The 17055-nt window shown below is 62.1% G+C and carries 22 protein-coding genes and 4 pseudogenes; 11 read left to right on the plus strand and 15 right to left on the minus strand.

Going from position 1 to position 17055, the window contains the following annotated elements; genetic code table 11:
- Window positions 1–322: 322 nt before the first annotated feature.
- The 5 genes from BMZ69_RS31040 (at window position 323) to BMZ69_RS08675 (ending at window position 4185) form a co-directional block, all read left to right on the plus strand.
- Window positions 323–919, plus strand: coding sequence for a hypothetical protein (locus tag BMZ69_RS31040; protein WP_139219005.1), 597 nt, complete (start codon window positions 323–325; stop codon window positions 917–919).
- 83 nt (window positions 920–1002) lie between these two features.
- Entirely contained in the window at window positions 1003–2178 is a 1176-nt protein-coding gene (locus tag BMZ69_RS08660; RefSeq protein WP_092156185.1) for a type 1 periplasmic-binding domain-containing protein, read from the plus strand.
- A complete protein-coding gene (locus BMZ69_RS08665; protein WP_092156186.1) occupies window positions 2178–2417 on the plus strand; it encodes a hypothetical protein in 240 nt (79 codons plus the stop codon). Before BMZ69_RS08660 ends, BMZ69_RS08665 begins: the two co-directional genes overlap by 1 nt.
- A gap of 2 nt (window positions 2418–2419) precedes the next feature.
- Complete coding sequence (locus BMZ69_RS08670) at window positions 2420–2896, plus strand: hypothetical protein (RefSeq protein WP_092156187.1); 477 nt, start codon at window positions 2420–2422, stop codon at window positions 2894–2896.
- Between the two features lie 1088 nt (window positions 2897–3984).
- On the plus strand, window positions 3985–4185 hold the full coding sequence (locus BMZ69_RS08675; protein ID WP_092156188.1) for a DUF3606 domain-containing protein: 201 nt from the start codon (window positions 3985–3987) through the stop codon (window positions 4183–4185).
- Here the strand turns inward: BMZ69_RS08675 and ligD are convergent.
- From ligD to umuD, 5 genes are all read right to left on the minus strand, one after another.
- Entirely contained in the window at window positions 4182–5111 is a 930-nt protein-coding gene (gene ligD, locus BMZ69_RS08680) for a non-homologous end-joining DNA ligase (protein WP_348272459.1), read from the minus strand. The two genes, BMZ69_RS08675 and ligD, sit on opposite strands and share 4 nt — an antisense overlap.
- A gap of 170 nt (window positions 5112–5281) precedes the next feature.
- Window positions 5282–5533 (minus strand): hypothetical protein, encoded by a 252-nt coding sequence (locus tag BMZ69_RS08685; protein ID WP_139219006.1) that lies wholly within the window; start codon window positions 5531–5533, stop codon window positions 5282–5284.
- Between the two features lie 38 nt (window positions 5534–5571).
- Complete coding sequence (locus BMZ69_RS08690) at window positions 5572–5907, minus strand: hypothetical protein (RefSeq protein ID WP_092156191.1); 336 nt, start codon at window positions 5905–5907, stop codon at window positions 5572–5574.
- Window positions 5904–7184, minus strand: coding sequence for a Y-family DNA polymerase (locus BMZ69_RS08695; RefSeq protein ID WP_092156192.1), 1281 nt, complete (start codon window positions 7182–7184; stop codon window positions 5904–5906). The genes BMZ69_RS08690 and BMZ69_RS08695 overlap by 4 nt, the downstream gene beginning before the upstream one ends.
- Window positions 7181–7603 (minus strand): LexA family protein, encoded by a 423-nt coding sequence (gene umuD / locus BMZ69_RS08700; protein WP_092156193.1) that lies wholly within the window; start codon window positions 7601–7603, stop codon window positions 7181–7183. The genes BMZ69_RS08695 and umuD overlap by 4 nt, the downstream gene beginning before the upstream one ends.
- A 114-nt stretch (window positions 7604–7717) precedes the next feature.
- Between umuD and BMZ69_RS08705 the strand changes: the two genes are divergently transcribed.
- A complete protein-coding gene (locus tag BMZ69_RS08705; RefSeq protein ID WP_092156194.1) occupies window positions 7718–8458 on the plus strand; it encodes a hypothetical protein in 741 nt (246 codons plus the stop codon).
- A 2-nt stretch (window positions 8459–8460) separates the two neighbouring features.
- Window positions 8461–9045, plus strand: coding sequence for a hypothetical protein (locus tag BMZ69_RS08710; protein ID WP_092156195.1), 585 nt, complete (start codon window positions 8461–8463; stop codon window positions 9043–9045).
- A gap of 38 nt (window positions 9046–9083) precedes the next feature.
- Here BMZ69_RS08710 and BMZ69_RS08715 read toward each other — a convergent pair.
- A pseudogene (locus BMZ69_RS08715) lies at window positions 9084–9398 on the minus strand (molybdopterin cofactor-binding domain-containing protein); the annotation flags it as partial.
- Between the two features lie 201 nt (window positions 9399–9599).
- Here BMZ69_RS08715 and BMZ69_RS08720 point away from each other — a divergent pair.
- From BMZ69_RS08720 to BMZ69_RS08730, 3 genes are read left to right on the plus strand one after another with little or no spacing between them, the layout of a single operon-like run.
- Window positions 9600–9995 (plus strand): (R)-mandelonitrile lyase, encoded by a 396-nt coding sequence (locus tag BMZ69_RS08720; protein WP_092156196.1) that lies wholly within the window; start codon window positions 9600–9602, stop codon window positions 9993–9995.
- A gap of 31 nt (window positions 9996–10026) precedes the next feature.
- The gene (locus BMZ69_RS08725; RefSeq protein ID WP_244543282.1) at window positions 10027–10512 is read left to right on the plus strand and encodes a cyclophilin-like fold protein; all 486 of its coding nucleotides are present in this window, start codon (window positions 10027–10029) and stop codon (window positions 10510–10512) included.
- On the plus strand, window positions 10476–10949 hold the full coding sequence (locus tag BMZ69_RS08730; RefSeq protein WP_280142079.1) for an NADPH-dependent F420 reductase: 474 nt from the start codon (window positions 10476–10478) through the stop codon (window positions 10947–10949). Before BMZ69_RS08725 ends, BMZ69_RS08730 begins: the two co-directional genes overlap by 37 nt.
- On the opposite strand, the pseudogene BMZ69_RS08735 reads toward BMZ69_RS08730, so the two are convergent.
- The 4 genes and pseudogenes from BMZ69_RS08735 to BMZ69_RS08750 all read right to left on the minus strand — a co-directional run.
- Window positions 10940–11200, minus strand: a pseudogene (locus BMZ69_RS08735) (transposase); the annotation flags it as partial. The gene BMZ69_RS08730 and the pseudogene BMZ69_RS08735 overlap by 10 nt on opposite strands.
- Before the next feature lie 163 nt (window positions 11201–11363).
- Window positions 11364–12533 carry a cation:proton antiporter domain-containing protein gene (locus BMZ69_RS08740; RefSeq protein WP_092156198.1) on the minus strand — a complete coding sequence of 390 codons (1170 nt, stop codon included), beginning with the start codon at window positions 12531–12533 and terminating at the stop codon, window positions 11364–11366.
- A gap of 48 nt (window positions 12534–12581) precedes the next feature.
- Window positions 12582–13004, minus strand: a complete 423-nt coding sequence (trxC, locus tag BMZ69_RS08745; RefSeq protein ID WP_011982916.1) for a thioredoxin TrxC — start codon at window positions 13002–13004, stop codon at window positions 12582–12584.
- 51 nt (window positions 13005–13055) lie between these two features.
- Window positions 13056–13298: an SDH family Clp fold serine proteinase gene (locus BMZ69_RS08750; RefSeq protein ID WP_244543283.1), complete on the minus strand. Its 243-nt coding sequence runs from the start codon at window positions 13296–13298 to the stop codon at window positions 13056–13058.
- Between BMZ69_RS08750 and BMZ69_RS08755 the strand changes: the two genes are divergently transcribed.
- Window positions 13239–13628: an IS5 family transposase gene (locus BMZ69_RS08755; protein WP_244543284.1), complete on the plus strand. Its 390-nt coding sequence runs from the start codon at window positions 13239–13241 to the stop codon at window positions 13626–13628. The two genes, BMZ69_RS08750 and BMZ69_RS08755, sit on opposite strands and share 60 nt — an antisense overlap.
- 74 nt (window positions 13629–13702) lie before the next feature.
- Here BMZ69_RS08755 and yfdX2 read toward each other — a convergent pair whose 3' ends face one another.
- From yfdX2 to BMZ69_RS08780, 5 genes and pseudogenes are all read right to left on the minus strand, one after another.
- Window positions 13703–14590: a heat resistance protein YfdX2 gene (yfdX2, locus tag BMZ69_RS08760; protein ID WP_092156199.1), complete on the minus strand. Its 888-nt coding sequence runs from the start codon at window positions 14588–14590 to the stop codon at window positions 13703–13705.
- 102 nt (window positions 14591–14692) lie between these two features.
- Window positions 14693–15607: a heat resistance protein YfdX1 gene (yfdX1, locus tag BMZ69_RS08765; RefSeq protein WP_092156200.1), complete on the minus strand. Its 915-nt coding sequence runs from the start codon at window positions 15605–15607 to the stop codon at window positions 14693–14695.
- Between the two features lie 22 nt (window positions 15608–15629).
- A pseudogene (gene hsp20-GI, locus BMZ69_RS08770) lies at window positions 15630–15773 on the minus strand (small heat shock protein sHSP20-GI); the annotation flags it as partial.
- A 13-nt stretch (window positions 15774–15786) separates the two neighbouring features.
- Window positions 15787–16470 (minus strand): annotated as a pseudogene (locus BMZ69_RS08775) (IS3 family transposase); the annotation flags it as partial.
- A gap of 20 nt (window positions 16471–16490) precedes the next feature.
- Window positions 16491–17054 (minus strand): NADH dehydrogenase ubiquinone Fe-S protein 4, encoded by a 564-nt coding sequence (locus BMZ69_RS08780; RefSeq protein WP_092156201.1) that lies wholly within the window; start codon window positions 17052–17054, stop codon window positions 16491–16493.
- Window position 17055: the final 1 nt, after the last annotated feature.

A 17055-nucleotide genomic window follows, 5' to 3' on the forward strand; every position in this document is an offset into this window, starting at 1 on the left:
AAAAAATATATTGTTTTCATGAATTTAGGATATATATGCGTACAATTTACCGATATCAAGAGTCGCGCTCGGTGGGGATTAAATGAAGGCGCGCAGCAAGGGGTAGATTCGATATCTAGCCTGTTGCTTTCTGTTTTATATCTTTAATAATCTAGTCGCCCGCATCTTATGGAATATTAGCGTTGACAGTCATGTCGGGATCTTAGAATCAATTGAGACATCGTCCCGCAGCTGTTGCCAATCAAACGTTACTGTATTCAAAAAGCTAATTTATTAAGACGCGAGCTTAGAAGGCTGAGTGTCACAAAGAAAGAATTTCTCAATGACCAAAATCAACCGGATGAACCGTAGCGCAAGCAGCCGGGCTACACTGCGCGAACTTGAGCGCAAAAACATTCTGTGCCGGGAAAGGATCGGCGTTCGCCACGTTATCAGGGCCAATACCGGACTGATCGAGGCAATTGGACTCAACGTCGACGCCTTGCACGGATCGGTTCGCGATGATCCCACGTTCGAGCACTTCAAATTCGTGTGGCCACGCGAAGCCTGGGTGGAGTTTAACGGTGGACGCGCTCGTCTAACAGGTGTGCAGGCGCACAGTTGGATTGACCCAAGCCGTCTGCGCGACGTCCCGGTTAACAGGGGGGCGACGGAGCTCGTAAGGAAAAGCAGTACCAAGGGGAATACATTCGATGCAGACGCGGACGTGCTCGGTGATGCTATTCTTGTAACAGATCATCGCGAGCACTGCGTGCTGCAACCAAGCTGTCGGAATTGTACGCCAGACGACCTCAGTTTCTTTGGGTCCATGCTATCAACCCCAAATAGTCTTCTGGAGCGTTGGGGGCGCAGCTACATCCTGTTTCACGAGGAGCCGCGTGAACACGATATCATCGCTATCAAACTGCGCTGGAGCTGACGCGGTCACGATCCAGCAGATTTTGCTTCCGGAATCTCGGTTCCGTGCAATGCTCTCTCCACGTGAATTACGTGGAGAGAGCATTGGTACAAGTCGATCGGCAGCCTTTTCATCCTCGCGCTCTTCATGCCGATGTTCTCGAATTTGCCGCTCGACTTGAAGGTCACCAACCGCACTTCCTGTACCATCAGCTCTACGCCACCGATTTCCGGCGAACCGTCGTCTGGGCGATAGCGGCTGAGCTCGACCTGGATCAGCCCGACGCATTCCTGCAGCAGATCCAGCAACATGCGCCGGATGTTTTCGCGGCGAGCAGTCATCTCGATCCGCTGGCGCAGATCGCGAGGGCGCTGATCCAGACGAAGCCGAAGAAGCTCCTGGAGGCTCTCTACGGACGGTGTCCGGACGGGCTTGCTGGGCTTCTAGCTCGGGTTGGCCCGGCCCCTTTCTATCGACGGAGTTTGTACCGAACGGCCTTTGAGCTGTGCGACCGGCCCGAGAACCGTCACAGGGTCAAGGCGCTCAGTCAGTTGCACGGCCTCGTTCGCCCCGAACAAATCCTGATGGCCTCTGAACTTGACGATGTCCTGGTGCACCGCGCGGTTCTCGAACGCGCAAAGCCTCTCGAAGTGGCTGCGCTCAACGCGTTCAGCAGGCTTCTCCCCGAGCTTTGCGACGCATCCGAGCGCGATGTTCGCGAGAGCCTCGATCAACTCCCGGCCGACGTGAAAAACGTCAGGATCGGCGAGTGGGCTCAAACGTGGCTGAAGCGACAGGTCCGGCTGCCAGTGCCGGTTCCGATCCCTGACAACGACCCCGACTTGCAGGTTCGGATTGGGGCCGACCAGGAAAGTCTGGGGCGTCGATTCAGGAACTGTGCTGGAAGCCTCCTCTCGTTCGCTTTCACTGGGGAGCGAGTCTTGGTCGAGTGGGTGAGGGAGGGCGAGGAGGCGGTTATCGACTTGGCTCTGGTTCGCACCGGTTCGGAATACCGCTGGCAATGCGAAAACCTGTCCAGACCGCGAAACCGACGTGTCAGCGCGACGGTTGCGGGCGCGATCCGCGAGCGTTTCGACGAGCTCGGGATCATTTATCGTTTCAACCCCATGCCGTCCGACGAGCAGCAAGGGATTGCCGCGCTGTTGGACCATTCCCTGAACGCAACGTTTGTCGATCAGCACGCGCTGGCCAATGCCGACGACCAACATGTGGAGCGGCTTCTCGACGCGTTGGAAGTGGAGCTGGAGGATACGTTCTGATGAGCGCAGTTCAGGCCCAGTTCGAACAGGCGCCTGCGCGCGAGGTCATTCGAGATCAACGCGGCACGATCGTTGGCACGATCGAGCGTCTGAAACTGACCGGTAAGCTGATCGCGCGGACCAAGCAGGGCACGCTTGCCGGCGTCTATGATCCTCGATCGGGCGAGACGCGTGATCACCGCGGTCGGCTGATCGGCCAATCGAACCTGTTGCCGGTTCTGCTCTTTGGCAGGCGGTGAACATGCGGTCGCTCGTCGTACTCGTCGCCTTGGGATGGCTCATATCGCTGCCGGCGTGGGCGTTGGTGGTACTGATCTGCGTCGCGGTAGCGGCCGTGCTCGGCGGATGGTGGCTGCACGTTCACGGCGGGATTGATACGACGCGCCTGTACTCTCGGCGCAGTGATATCGATCCAGCTTACGTAAGCGCCCTCGAGACGATTGTCGCGCAGGCCGAGGCAGAGATCGAAAAGCTGAAGGCAGCGGCAGGAGGCAGTCGCGGTTCAGCGAATTGTGCGGACGAGGCGGAGCGCATAGCGCTTTTCCGACGTGTCGGACTGTCGCCGAGCGCGCCAGAGTTTGTCGTTGCCGCCGCGCAGAGAGCTTACCGGGTCCATTTGCATCCTGATCGACATCCGCAGCGGTTCAAATCGGCCGCTGAGACGCGTTTCAAAGCTGCGGAGGAAGCGTTTGCAGCGATCGCCGCGCGCGGGCGCTGAGCGCCCAGCAAGCACCAGCGGCCATCGGCCGCCAATCAAAACTGATACCGGAACCAGTCGGCATCCTGAGCTCTGCAAAACGATATAGCTTGCCGACCTCGACACCGCTTTCGCGGAGCTCATCGACCCAGAACGATCCGCGACAGTTCTCAGCAAGCCATTGGCGGCGCTCATCGAGCTGCTTGAGGAATTGATCGTCGTCCATAAGGCTACGGAGGAGGCCGGGCTGCCGGACGGTGTGCGGATGGCTGCTGCGGCGCGCGGTGGTCCACGCGACATATTTTAGGTGATGGCCGGGGTAGGGCGGTTGCATCAGTTATTTAGCGCGGCGCTCGAGCGGCTAAATATGGGATGCCATCATCCTGTTCTTCCGCGCACCGCTGCGCTCTACCGTCCTGTCCGAACTGCTGCTGGAAATATTCGCTGCACATGTGCCGGCGTATCGAGGCGGTGAAGCCGCGACGCCCGCACGCCATTGCGATCGGACAAGCGTCCGGCAGCTTTCTTGATGTCGGGAGACGTAGGCGGGCAATCCATAACGTCCTCGCCTACCAACGGCGACGGTCTGCATGGTGGAAAAGCGTCGGCCTCTGGCTGTGGATCAACGGCAGTGCCTTCCGTGGGGTTGTGGAACTTGGCTCGGTCACAGCGGACGAGTTTGGCACAGCCTTTCGGCACCACGGTCCGTTGGTCATTCGACCGATCACTGCCGCTGGCCTCCGAGTTGAGGTGTACGACGCAGCACGGGGCCTCGATCAGATTTCGGCTGGCGCAGGTGTAGGACGATACCAGCCGTTCAAAATCGCGATCTCGCCTGTGGCCGGACCGACAAGGCGAGTTCCGATCGCTCCTACCGTGATCGCGCCTATGCCGATACTGGTTTAGCCTGCGCTCACGGATTCCGAAGGTTTCTGGGAGCGAGCGATCGGGCCCGCCACGAGGCCAAGGAGGCGGGCTGGCAGCGCGCAATTATTCTACGGCACACCGTCCTCGGACTAGGGACAGCGAGCTCTCGAGCTTCGATGTCACGAGCCGGCAGGGAACCTGCGGCCTCTTCAGCGATTCTGTCTCCAGCACAGGAGGCCGGAATGGCAGACGACAAGAGCAACCGCGGACCCCAGGACCGTTCCCGCATCAGTTTGAGCGAGGACTATGAGGTTCGGTACTGGACCGACAAGCTGGGGATTTCGAAGTCTCAGCTCGAGGAAGTCGTCCGCAAGGTCGGGCCGTCGGCCAGCGCCGTCGAGGAAGAACTCCGGAAGCAGACTTTGAGCGCGGGTAAAGCCTAAGCCTCAGTCAGTTCGAAGACCTCCGACTGATCGGCGTCCTCGCGCAGGCCCTTGTAGGAGGCGTGGCGCAGGTTGCCGTCGTTGGTCCAGCCGCGAAACGCGATCTCGGCCGGTAAGATGGGCTGCACCCAGACCATGCCCCTCGTCTTGAGCGGGATCGCGGGCTTCTCAATTGCCAGGGATCGCAACAGCTTCTTGAGCTCGGTTGCCGTCTTGGTTGTAAAACCAGTACCGACGCTCCCCACATGGGCCAGCCCGTCGCCGCGATGAGCCGCCAGCAGCAGGCGACCGATCCCGCCCAACGCCGCCGACGATGGTTCGTAGCCCAGGATCAGGAACGTCTCCGACTGGACGCACTTGATCTTGAGCCAGTCACCGCCTCGGCCGGATCGGTAGGACGCGTCCCGGCGCTTGGCGATGATCCCCTCGAGGCCGAGCTCGCAGGCGAGCTTCAGGAAGACCGCTCCGTCCGCGTCGAGTTCCTCGCTCATCCGGATCGAGCCATGCGGCTTGATCGCCTCTATCAGCAGGTCGCGCCGCTCGTCGAGCGTGAGCGCCCGTAGGTCGCGACCGTCGAGGTAGAGCAGGTCGAAGGCATAGAGGATCGCACCGGCAGCGGAGTTCTTCCCGCCACGCCCGCCCAGCGCCCGCTGCAAGGCTCGGAAGTCGGATGCCCCGCGCTCATCGAGTACCACCGCCTCGCCGTCGAGGATGGCGCTGTCGAGACCCATCTCCAGCGCATCATGAGCGATGGTCGGGAAGCGGCTCGTCCAGTCGTGGCCGCCGCGCGTCAAAATGCGGACCTTGCCGCGTTCGATATGGATTGCGAGCCGATACCCGTCCCATTTGACCTCGAAGGCCCATTCCGGGCCGACTGGGGCCTTGGGTGAAAGCTGTGCCAGACAGGGTTCGACGCGGTCGGGCATCGGATCGAACCGAAGGACTTCTTGCCGGCGGCTCGGGCGCCGTGTGACGACGGGGCTCCGTGCGATGTCCCCGCCGGCACCGGCTCGCAGCATGCGCTTGGCCATGCCGTACTCCACCCAACTGACTCAACGAAACGCCGAGTCAACGGTGGGCCGACGGTTCCGTTCCGTTACGAGTTCAGCCGCGATCCGAAACGCTTCCGGAAGGCATCGGCGTTCTCCACATCAGGGAAGCTGACTCTCAATCGCTCGTGCTCGGGCTCCATCAGGATGCGCGCCTGGTGCGGGATATCGCGCTCGACCAGCCACAGCCCGATGTCGAACAGGCGCTCGTTAAGCGTGCCGGGATCGAGCGGCAGGTCGACCCGGTAAGGTCCCTCGGCGCCGACTCGTGTCGTGACGTTCACATGCCGTATCGACATGGAGCCATCCTTTGACCGGGACCCTATCTCAGCCATATCTAGTGCTCGGTCGCGCATTTTTTCAGTGTTCCCGCCCATTCTGCATAGGGCGTGTTCTTGGCCATGTGGCGGTTCAGATCAGGCGCGCCGTCATCCCACCAGACGGGGCCGCGCTCACCCAGCGCGACCTTCGCGGCATCGACGCGGTCGCGGGCGAGCCGAAGGTCACCGCTTCCACGCCTAGCATCCTTGACGGCTCGCCGAGCATCCATGAGTTCGGCGACGAGGCGATGACGACGCTCTTCCGGGATCGCCGGGTTCGTCGAGCGCCACAGACGTCCCGCGACAATGAAGTAGCGACCGTCTGGCGTCGTGGGGTGCTCGCGGGAACTCATGCCCGTCCGACCACTGGCACCTCGTCCAACCGTGTCGTGTACCTTGGCGAGCGCATCTCGAATTTCGTGACCCATGCCTTGCGCTGCCGCGCGATCCCTGCCGCGGCCGGGAAGACAACGCCGCGCCCGTGCCGCTGGTTGCAGGCATCCAGTGCCTCCATCAGGCGGCCGGACTTCTCGCGATCCAGAGCGCCGATCAGCGCGCGCTGCGAGCTTTCCAGCGGAACGATGTCCACCGTCATCAGGCCCGCCTTCGCGTAGCGATACCCCGGCTTCCAGATTCGTCTCGCGCCCCATTTCGCGGCACGGACCAGCACCAGGGTGTCGTTGCTGGCCTCGGGGAAATCGACGGTGGTCGAGACGGACCGCGACGGTCCCTTGTCGAAGGGTGAGGTGTGGAAGAAGACCGTGACGTGGTCGGTCGCGAGGCCATGGTGGCGAAGCTTCTCGCCGAGTCGAGCCGCATGGGCGGCGATGGCTTCCTGCATCATCTCCAGGCTCTCGACGCGTCCGGCGAAGGAACGGGTGACGGCGCAGCCCTTCCGCGTCGGCGCCACGGCCTCCAGGTCGATGCAGGGGTGGCCACGCAGCTCGTGGATGATCCGCTCGCCGACGACGGTCAGCGTCTTCCGGGCGAGCTTGGGATCGAGCGCAGCAACGTCGGCCGCCGTCTTGCACCCGAAAGCGGCCAGCTTGGCTTGGCTGGCCCGCCCGATGCCCCAGACGTCCTCGAGCGCGACGAGCGGCAACCACTCGCGTCTGGCTTCGTCGCTGGTCAGGTCGCAAACGCCGCGGAGCTGGGCCGTGCTCTTGGCAATCTTGTTGGCGAGCTTGGCCAGGGTCTTCGTCGGACCGATGCCGACGCAGGTCGGGACGCCCGTCCAGGTCGACACCGTCGAGCGTAGGTCCCGCCCGAGTTCCTCGCGCTGCTCCGGGGCGATCGGCATCAGGTCGAGGAAGCTTTCGTCGATCGAGTAGATCTCGATGTCCGACGCGAATCCTTGATACACGCTGTTCATGCGACGGCTCATGTCGCCGTAGAGCGTGTAGTTCGACGAAAAGACGACGACGCCCTCGCGCTTGCAGAGATCGCGGATTGCGAACATGGGCGCGCCCATCCTGATCCCGAGCGCCTTGGCCTCGGCCGTCCTGGCGACCGCGCAGCCATCGTTGTTCGACAGCACAATGACGGGCCGGCCCTTGAGTTTCGGATCGAAGACGCGCTCACAGGAGCAGTAGAAGCTGTTGCCGTCGATCAGAGCGAATGATCGCGTCATCGCCGGAGGCGCCGCACCGTGTTGGTGACGACCCCGAAGATCTCGATCTCAGCGTCTGGACCGGGATCGTAGTCGGGATACCGCCGGTTGCCGAACGCGAGATTTGATCGGCTCCCGGCGGACTTGAAGATCTTGACCGAACGCTCGCCGTTGACGTCGACCACCACGGCATCGCCGTCTCGCGGTTTCAGGCTGCGATCGACGGTGATCAACGAGCCGTCGAAGATCCCGACGTCGATGGCACTGTCGCCCGCCACCGTCATGATGAAGGTGGCCGGAGCGTTCCGGATCAGTTCCCGGGACAGGTCGATCGGGGCGTCGAGGTAATCGTCCGCAGGCGAGGGGAAGCCCGCTCGCACCGCCTTGAGGTAGACCGACAGGAAGAGCGGTGGCCCCACAACGACGGGCGAGATGTTCATCGGATCGGGTTCCCATTGAAGGAACAAAATAGGAACATCTGCCCGCGACAAGTCAAGATGCGAGTTGGCAACAGCCCGGGCGCGCGGCTAGCGTGCCGAGGCTTGGAGGGTGAAATGCTCAATGAAAACATCGCCGTCGAGATCAAGGACGGCCGGATCTTCATCGATGAACAGGACCAGGGCTTTGAGCGCGACGACCAGGAGCACATGCGACTGACGGCCCGCGCGCTTCAGAAGGGTCACACCGTCCACATGCTGGACGAGAAGAGGCTGGAGGATCGTCGGCTTTTCGGGATCGGCACGATCGAGGGCAATCTGGGTCTGGTCGGACAGACGCACACGGTCGAGCGGATCGAGGTCATCATCCAGGCGGCTCCCGCCGACCGGACCGACCTCGATTGGCACAGTTACATCGGTGCCTCTCTCGCGGACGGCGAATTCGATGACGAGGACAGGTGGGCCGTCCACGTTCGCGTACCGGGCGATGTCTGGAAGCGCCTGGAATTCGACTACGACGCGGGGCAGGTGCGGGAGATCGATTTGACCGTCGTCGCCCCTCTCTGGTGCAAGCCTACGCCATTCTTCCACCAGCGCAGGCCCGACCTGAAGCTCACACCCGATCGGAACGGAGGAGGCGGCGCCACGCAAGGGAAGACCACCTCGATCACCTGGCGCGACCGCCCGGCCACCGTCACCGACCCCGTTGTGGGGCCGACCCTTGCCGGGGACGACGACGAGCCGGTGGTTGCCGGACCCGGTCCGTCGATGGTCATCCCCGCCCGCCTCGTCTCGATCGTTTCGTGGTGTCTGCCCGCGATCGTGGTCCTGCTCGCTTTCATTGCCTCGAGGAGCTGACGGTGCTGTCGCTATTCCGGAAGAAGCCCGATCCGCTGAAGCAGGACCGTGACGCCGATCGCGCGCTGAGGAAGGTCTACGAGTACGGCTCGATCTCGCTCGCCCTGGCGCGGGTGGACACATACTGGTCGTACAACAAGTCGACTCCGCTCGAGATCGATCGGTTCGTGCCCTTCTCGCATCGAGACGAGCCGCTGCGGGCCCATGGTGTCGTCGACGAGTACGGCATGCACGACGTCCGGATCGCCGTCGACGTCGAGTTCGTCCGCGTCCGGGAGAAGGCTGCGATCGGCCATTGCTACCTGGAGCGGAAGGCAGGCGCATCCACGCTGAAGGTCGTTCTCAACGATCCGGACGGCAGCGTCGGCGAGGCGATATCGAACGCGATGCGCGATGGCGCGATTTCAGGAAGCACCTACCAACATTTCGGGATCACCGTTGCCAAGAGCGATGACCTGGCCGCAGCAAGGACGCAAATCAAGGAACTCGGCTATGGTCCCTCGCTATCCATCTCCGACATCGACTGCATTCGACGGGTGATCCTGTCGAAGGCACCGGGCAGTTCATGGCGCCGCGAATTCGACTGAATTCGCGGCGCCATGGCCTCGGGCAACGTCCTCGTCGCTTAGATCAGCTTCTCCGGCGTGATCGGTAGATCACGCACCCGCTTCCCGGTCGCATGGAACACGGCATTGGCGATGGCTGCCGGGATGCCCACCATTCCGAGTTCGCCCATGCCCTTGACGCCGAGCGGGTTCACGATCGTGTCCTCCTCCTCGACGAAGATGGTCTCGATGGCATGAATGTCCGCGTTTACCGGCACATGGTAGTGCTGGAGGCTGGCATTCATAATCCGGCCGTGGCGATGATCGACCTCCGTCGCCTCCTGAAGCGCCATCCCGATGCCCCAGACCACGCCGCCGATTTCCTGGCTATGCGAGGCGAGGGGATTGGTTTTCCAACGCCGGGCGTCCCGCACGCATCTACAAACCATGATGGCGGCCAATCGCCATTCATGGGCTGGATTAATTGGTCCATGCACATGCGGCCGGCTAATCGGGCAGCCGTCCAGGCGCTATGTTCGACCTGCCTTCGAACTGCACGCTGTCGGCACGAAGCCGCATTCTGCAAAGGTGCTCGCATGGATATCAAACGACTTGGCACCCGGCCTTCGGTGAAGGGGCCGGAAGACTGGTTCACCGGGGCCGTCCGGGTTGATCCGTTGTTTCAGGCCGCTGCGCCCGCGCGGGCGACGGGAGCTGCGGTGACGTTCGAGCCGGGCGCTCGGACGGCCTGGCATACGCATCCGATCGGGCAGACCCTGATCGTCACCGCCGGGTTCGGTCGCGTTCAGCGTGAGGGCGGTCCGATCGAGGAAATCCGCCCGGGTGACGTGGTGTTCTTCCCGGCGGGCGAGAAGCATTGGCACGGGGCATCCCCCACCGTGGCGATGACCCACATCGCGATCCAGGAGGAGCTCGACGGCAAGGCCGTCGACTGGCTCGAGAAAGTCACCGACGACCAGTACGGCGGCTAGGCGGCATCGCATGCGGGGAGAACCACAGGTTATGCGCGCCCTGGCCACCATTGTCGCGTCCGTCGTGGTCCTCTCGGTGGCGAGTTCGCCGCCCCTTGTGGCGGGGGATCGTATCCCCTCGGCAGCGAAGACAACCAAGGCGTCATCTCCCGGGAAAGAGACCATGAAAATCCGGATCAGCATCAACGGCCGCGTGGCGACGGCTACGTTGGACAATACCCCGACGGCGCGGGACTTCGCTGCGCTGTTGCCGTTGAGCGTAACGCTCTCCGACTATGCCTCGACCGAAAAGGTCAGCGACCTGCCGCGCAAGCTGACCCAGCAAGGGGCGCCCCCCGGATACGAGCCGAAGACGGGTGACATCACCCTCTACGCGCCGTGGGGCAACCTCGCGATCTTCTATCGCGACTTCAAATACTCGACGGGCCTGATCCGTCTCGGCGCGATCGACACTGGATTGGAGGCCCTGAACCAGTCGGGATCCCTTCCGGCCACCATCGAGATGATCCAGCCGTAAGGCAGGCTCATGAACCGGACAATCGAGTGCACGTCATGAAGATCGGCATTCTCGGCTCCGGCCTGATGGGCGGCGCTCTCGGTCTCGCGCTTTCCCAGGCAGGTCACGACGTTGCGTTCAGCTACGCCCGTGATCAGGACAAGCTGGAGCGGCTCGCACGTCGCGCGAACGGGACCGCTGTATCGGTCGCGCAGGCGGTGGAGCGGGCGGACGTGGTGCTTCTCGCCGTCCACTGGTCGAACCTCGACGACGTGCTTTCGCGAGCGGGTGACCTGCACGAGAAGACGATCATGACGTGTTGCGTCCCCCTGAACGCGGCCAACACACAGTTGGTCGTCGGCCTGAAGGAGTCCGGCGCCGAGCTTCTCGCGCGCAAGGTCCCCGAGGCCCGGATCGTTGCCGCGTTCCAGACCACGCCGAGCGAGGTGTTCGCCTGACGCAACTCGCGGTTCTCCCGCTCCAGCGTCCTCATCTTCTCGGCCATGTCGGTTGGGATGCCCGCGCGCTTGCCGCTGTCGACCTCGGCCTTCTTGACCCACTCGTTCAGGGTCTGGGGCGCACAGCCGATCTTCGCGGAAATCGACATCACCGCCTGCCACCGCGATCCGTGCTGACCTTCGTTATCGAGGACTAGCCGCACCGCACGGTCGCGCACTTCGGGGGAAAATTTGTTCGTCGTCTTGCTCATGATGCTCCATCCTACTCAAGAGTTGGAGCCTCCGGCAAACCCGGAGCGGTTCAATCCCTTCGGCCCGTGATGACCGCAATGGGGGCCGAAGGCTGACTTTGCTTGGTTAGAGTGTCAGCATTTCTCGCCTTGGCCGCCGCAAAGATATGGCTGCCATACTTTGTCAACAGGGCCTAATGTCGATTGGTCCTAGGCCTGACCCCGCCCATCTAATCATAAGACTTCCAGCCAACATGCTCACTCCAATCGCGAGGAGGAGGGGGCCGGCGAACTCCTCGGCCACTGTACCCGACGTCGAGGAAACCGATAGCAACATCAGGCTGAATTCTCCCCCGTTGGCCAGGATGACTCCGGTCCGCAATGAGGTCTGAAGCGCTTCGCCGAATAGTCGGGCGACGACGAAAACAATCAGCGTCTTTCCGCAGAGTATTATTGCAAGCCAGACCAGCACGGCAGGCCATTGAGATGGAAGGATCCAAAGTGGCAATTGAGTCCCGATACCGATAAAGAAAATCCCGACAAACAAGTCGCGAAAGGGCCGGATCTCGTTCTCGACAGCATGGCGCGCGTCGCCCTCGCCGATGATCATACCGGTCGTGAATGCGGCGAGCGCCGGAGAAAGGCCAGCAGATGTCGCGACGATCGTGGACCCAAGCGCAATGGTAAGTGCGAGGAGTTGGGCAAGCTCCGGATCGCCACGCAACGCGACCCAACGGGCAAGTACCTGCAACGGACCTCGGGCAATGAACAGAGCAGCAACCACTGCCGTTGCACTGGCGATGACCGTTATCACGCCATACCCTTCGGCGGCACCACTCATTGCATCGTGCAGAAGCAGGAACGCGACGGCTGCCAAGTCCTGAAACAGAAGCACTGCGATGGCCAAGCGCCCATGAGCCGATCCAAGAGCGTTCGCGCCTGCGAGCACCTTGAGGCACATGGCTGTGGATGACATCGCAACGGCCCCGCCGATGAGGATTGCGGAAACTGATGCGAGATCGAAGACCAAACTCGCTACCAACGAAACCGTTATCGTCGTGACTGAAACCTGTACAGCCCCAAGACCGAAGACATGCTTCCTGAGTGTTACGAGCTTCTCGAAGGAGAATTCCAGACCAAGCGCGAACAGCAGGAGTACGACTCCGATTTCGCCAATACTGCTCAGGGCAGCGCTCTCCGCAATCAGGCCGAGGCCAGCGGGTCCAATGACTATACCGGCAAGAATGTAACCGACGATGCTAGGCACGCCAATCCGTGAACATATCGTCACGAGTACGAACGCGGCGCAAACCAACAAGGCCGCACTTTCGGCAAATCCAGTCACGCCATGCATGTTCTTCTCCTGATATCATGTCGCAGGAAATGCCAATACCTGTATACTCTAAACGTGCGACCGCGCCCACTGCGCTATCTGCGCGGCAGGCATTACACCGCTCGTCCTCGCGATTTCCTTGCCGCCCCTGAACAAGATCATGGTGGGAATGCCGCGGATCCCGTAACGGTCTGTGATCTGCTGTTCGGCTTCGGTATCGAGCTTGCCGAGACGGAACTGGGGTTCGAGCGAACGCGCCGCAGCCTCGAACTGAGGTGCCATCATCTTGCATGGCCCGCACCATTCCGCCCAGAAATCGACGAGCAGGGGCAGATCGGCATCGGCGTGTCGGTCGAAACTGGCGGCGGTCAGTGTGACTGGCCGGCCCTCGAACAGGGCGGCGCCGCAGCGGCCGCAGCTGGGGTTATCCGTCAGTCGTTCCTGCGGAACGCGATTGACGGAACTGCATTTCGGGCAAGCAACGGTGGGCATTCTGTTCTCCCTTTGAGTATCGTTTCGGAGGGGCAGGCAGGGCGGCGCCGTTCAGCGCGAGGTCGTGGCCCGCCGGGCCTCTCGGTGGCGGGGTTCGGGCAGGTATTCGACGCCGCCGCCCAGACGGCGGACGGGCTGCGGATAGAGGGTCATCAGCTCGAGTATTTCCTCGGGCATGTCGGTCCGCACCGGCAGCCCCATCTCGCGCGCCTCTTCCGCAGAGATAGGGTAGTCGTGCGTCCAGGTGCCGGTGGCCTGCCCATCAGCGTCGAGCTGACGCCCGGCGAGACCCACGACCTAATCGCCTATGACGACCTCATGGCCGAGCGCGACAGCGATCCCGGCGTGCTGCTCGGTGACAGGGGCTACGACAGTGACCGCCTGCGGCAGGATGCGCGCGACCGGGGGGCCCAGCCGGAGATCCCGACCAAGCGGAGCCGCAAGGTGCAGCACAGCGTCAACCGACGCCTCTACGCCCTGCGTTCCCGCATCGAGTGCTTCATCAACCGTCTCAAGAACTGCCGCCGCGTGGCCACCCGCTACGACCACACCGCTTCCAGCTTTCTCGGCTTCGCCCTGCTCGGCTGCATCCGCTTATGGATCAGGTTCGTCCACGCGGCCTAATGGGGTGAAAAAGCATACACTCCTGAGCAAAGAGAGGGGCGCGACGCGCCCCTCTTACGCCCTATCCAGCGGTTTCAGAACAACTTGGACAGCTTTGCCTTGATTTCATCGAGCCAGCCTTTTCCGCCGCCTCCCCCAGCCGTCTTTTGCTTGACTTTCCTGAGTTCAGCATACAGGGGCTCAAAGTCCTTCTTCTTTCCATAGCCCAGCAGTTCTGCCATTTCCAACTGCTGCCGCGCTTCGTTCAAGAATGTCTCCAGGCGCTCATTGGACGCTTCGCTCCGCTGACCATCTTCTACCAAGGTCTCGGCGCGCTTCAGGAGCAGCCTGGCGCGCAGGGCGGGCAGCGGATGCACGCTGCGCGTCTCGACCAGCGTGCTGAGCGCTGCCTGCAGCGCGGCTTTGGCTTCTTCAATCTTGCCCTGATCGATCAGCGGCACGACTGACTTCACGGCTGCGGGATAGGACGCCAGAGGGATGTTGGTGACCGCGATCACGATTTCACTTGCCAGCAAAGCCAGCACGTGACGTGCCTGTTGCACCTCGCTATGTTTGAGGGCATCCAGCGCCTCGTCGGTCATCGCCTCAATGGTTTCCGTGTTGGCGAACAAGTCGTGCACGATGGTGCGCACATCAACGGGGGCCAGGGCAAGCGTGGGTTCGCGCGCAACGATCAGCTCCAGCTTTCCCGTCACTTCGGCCAGCGTTGCCAATGCGCGTGCAGCGTCCTTGCCGTCAAGTGCGGCCAGCGCTGATTTGGTCAGCGCCAAGGCCGAGACGGCCTCATCGAGGACTTGTTTACGTTTGTCTGCCGCCTGCGAGCCCGTTTCCTTCTGAACCTCAGGCTGTACCTCCGTGACGACTTCAGGCTTGGCCTCTGGACTGACAGGAAGGCTGCTTACCGCGGCCTGTTCGTTTATTTCTTTGTTCGTCGCATTGGGATTCGATGTTTGCTCATTCATGGTGATATGCCTCGTATGAGTTAGTGAAAATAGGCGAATCTATTGGGGCTGACTGCGAACATCGCGAGACTGACCGACCGAACAGTCGGCCCCTTCATCACCTCAAAACAGCTTTTGGAGGCGCGTCTTCAACTCGTCGAACCATCCCTTGCCGCTTTTGCCACCAGCCGACTTTTGCTCAATGGACTTCACCTGATCGAAGATGGGTTTGAAATCCGCCTTCTTGCCATAACCCAGGATCTGCGCCATCTCGATCTCCGTGCGCACGGACGACAGCAAGGTGCTGAGCTCCTCGTTCTGCTTGGCATCGCGCTTGTCGGTCTCGGCCAGCTTTTCAGCTTTTGCCATCGCGGCTTCAGCCCGTAGCACGGGCAGAGGAAAGGCGACCGAGGTCACCACCAGCGTGTTCAGTGCTCGGGCGAGTTCCGCCTTGGCGTCGTCGATCTTGCCGCTGTCGATGAGCCGTGCGGCCGACTTGATCGCTGCCGGGTACGTTGCCATCGGCAGGTTGTCGGTTTCGATCACGATTTCGCTGGCCAGATTGGCGACGATGGGCCGGGCCTTTTGCACCTCGCCATCACCCAACAACTCCCGAGACAACTCGACCGCTTTCTTCACCGTTTCCACGTTGGCGTGGATATCGTGGGTGATGACGCGTACATCGACCGGCGCCAAAGCAAGTTTGGCGTCGCGTGCCAATACCAGTTCCAGCTTTCCGCTGGCCAGTTCCAGCGCAGCGAGCGCCTCCTTGGTCTTCTTTGCCTCAAGGAGTGTCAAAGCCTCCTGGGTCTTGGTGAGCGCCGTGATGGCGTCCTGAGTGAGCTCAGCACGCTTTTTTTCGGCTTCCCGGGCGGCCTTGTCATCTACCTGTGGCTGCGCCGCCTTGGATGCGGCAGAGGGTGCTGCAGCACCTGGGCTAGAACCTGCCGCCGATTGGGCCTGAGCCGGTCCGCTAAGTCCGACGACGACCGCCAGGGCAAGTGCGGAGAAGGTTGATTGGGGCTGTTTGATATTCATGATCTTGGGCTCCTAATTAAAGTTAGTTGACTGAGATTTCAATCTGTTTCGGTTTGGCTTGCTCGGCCTTGACAAGCCGCACTTCCAGCGCGCCGTCTTTCATCGAAGCCGTCACCTTGGTCGGATCAACGTTGTCAGGCAAGACAAAGCTGCGCACAAAGTGACCTGCCACTGAACTTTCATCCAGCGGCGATTAGAGTCTCGACCGTTTCTGTTACGCCGTTGGGCGCGGGTTGAGCAACGGGCGGAGACGCGAAGCCCTTATCGAGCGAAGCGTCGGAGCCGGTTGCGGTAAGGGTTCCGGCGAAGGCCGCCGGGGTCTGGTATCCGAGCGAGGAGTGCGGTCTCGCGGTGTTGAAGTCCTGCCTCCATTCGGCGATGGCGCTGCGGGCGTGGTCGAGGCCGAAGAACAGGCTCTCGTTCAAGAGCTCATCGCGCATCCGGCCGTTGAAGCTCTCGACGTAGCCATTCTGCATGGGCTTTCCGGGCGCGATGTAGTGCCACTCGACGCGATGATCCTTCGACCAGGCGAGGATCGCGTTCGAGGTGAACTCCGTGCCGTGGTCGGAGACGATCATGCCCGGCTTGCCGCGTCGGGAGATCAGGTCCGTCAGCTCACGAGCAACGCGGCGACCGGAGATCGACGTGTCCGGGATCGCTGCCAGGCATTCGCGCGTCACGTCATCGACGATGTTGAGCACACGGAAGCGCCGCCCGCAGGCGAACTGATCGTGCACGAAGTCCAGCGACCAGCGCGCGTTCGCCCTTGCCTCGACCAGGATCGGCGCCCGCGTGCCCACCGCGCGTCGCCGCGCCCGGCGCTTGCGCACCGTCAGGCCCTCCTCGCGGTAGAGCCGGTAGATCGAGCGCATGTAGCTGGCCGTCATCCCGTCGTCTTTCTTGCAATTGTCACACCCGTCCACGCCGGAGGATCAGAGGCGGGGAAGGATTCGAGCGAGGCTTCGAGGACCGGATCGAAACTCTCCCTGTCGCTGGTAGACGGGTCGGCCGTGCTCTCATGCTGGACGCCTCTTGAGAGGCGGCGATCGGGGCGGAACGGGACCCGGAAGGCTCCCGGGGCATCGACGCCCCTGTGCAGCCGGTGGCGCGTCTCACCCGCCCAAGGGTTCGCCATCCGGGCTCCCCCAGCGTCCTCGCGCACGACATAATGCCAGTCCTGCCGCTCTGCGAAGTCCACGGCGCTGTCGCGATCCGGAAACTTCAGCCGAATCGGACGATAGGGATCGCCGGTGGACGTGTATCCCATCAGCGGCTCGATCTGCGGCGGCCGGGACGGCTCGAACTCGAGGACCCAGTAGTTGGGCCGAGGCGCCGATGTCATCGCGGAACGGGCAGGACGGTAGATGATTGCCGTCGGCACGTCCCAGGATGGCAGATCGGTTCCGGGAATTTTCGGCGGGAATGGTGGGCGATTATGGCCGCGCATA

It is taken from the genome of Allobosea sp. CRIB-10 (assembly GCF_900112185.1).
Taxonomy (GTDB): domain Bacteria; phylum Pseudomonadota; class Alphaproteobacteria; order Rhizobiales; family Beijerinckiaceae; genus Allobosea.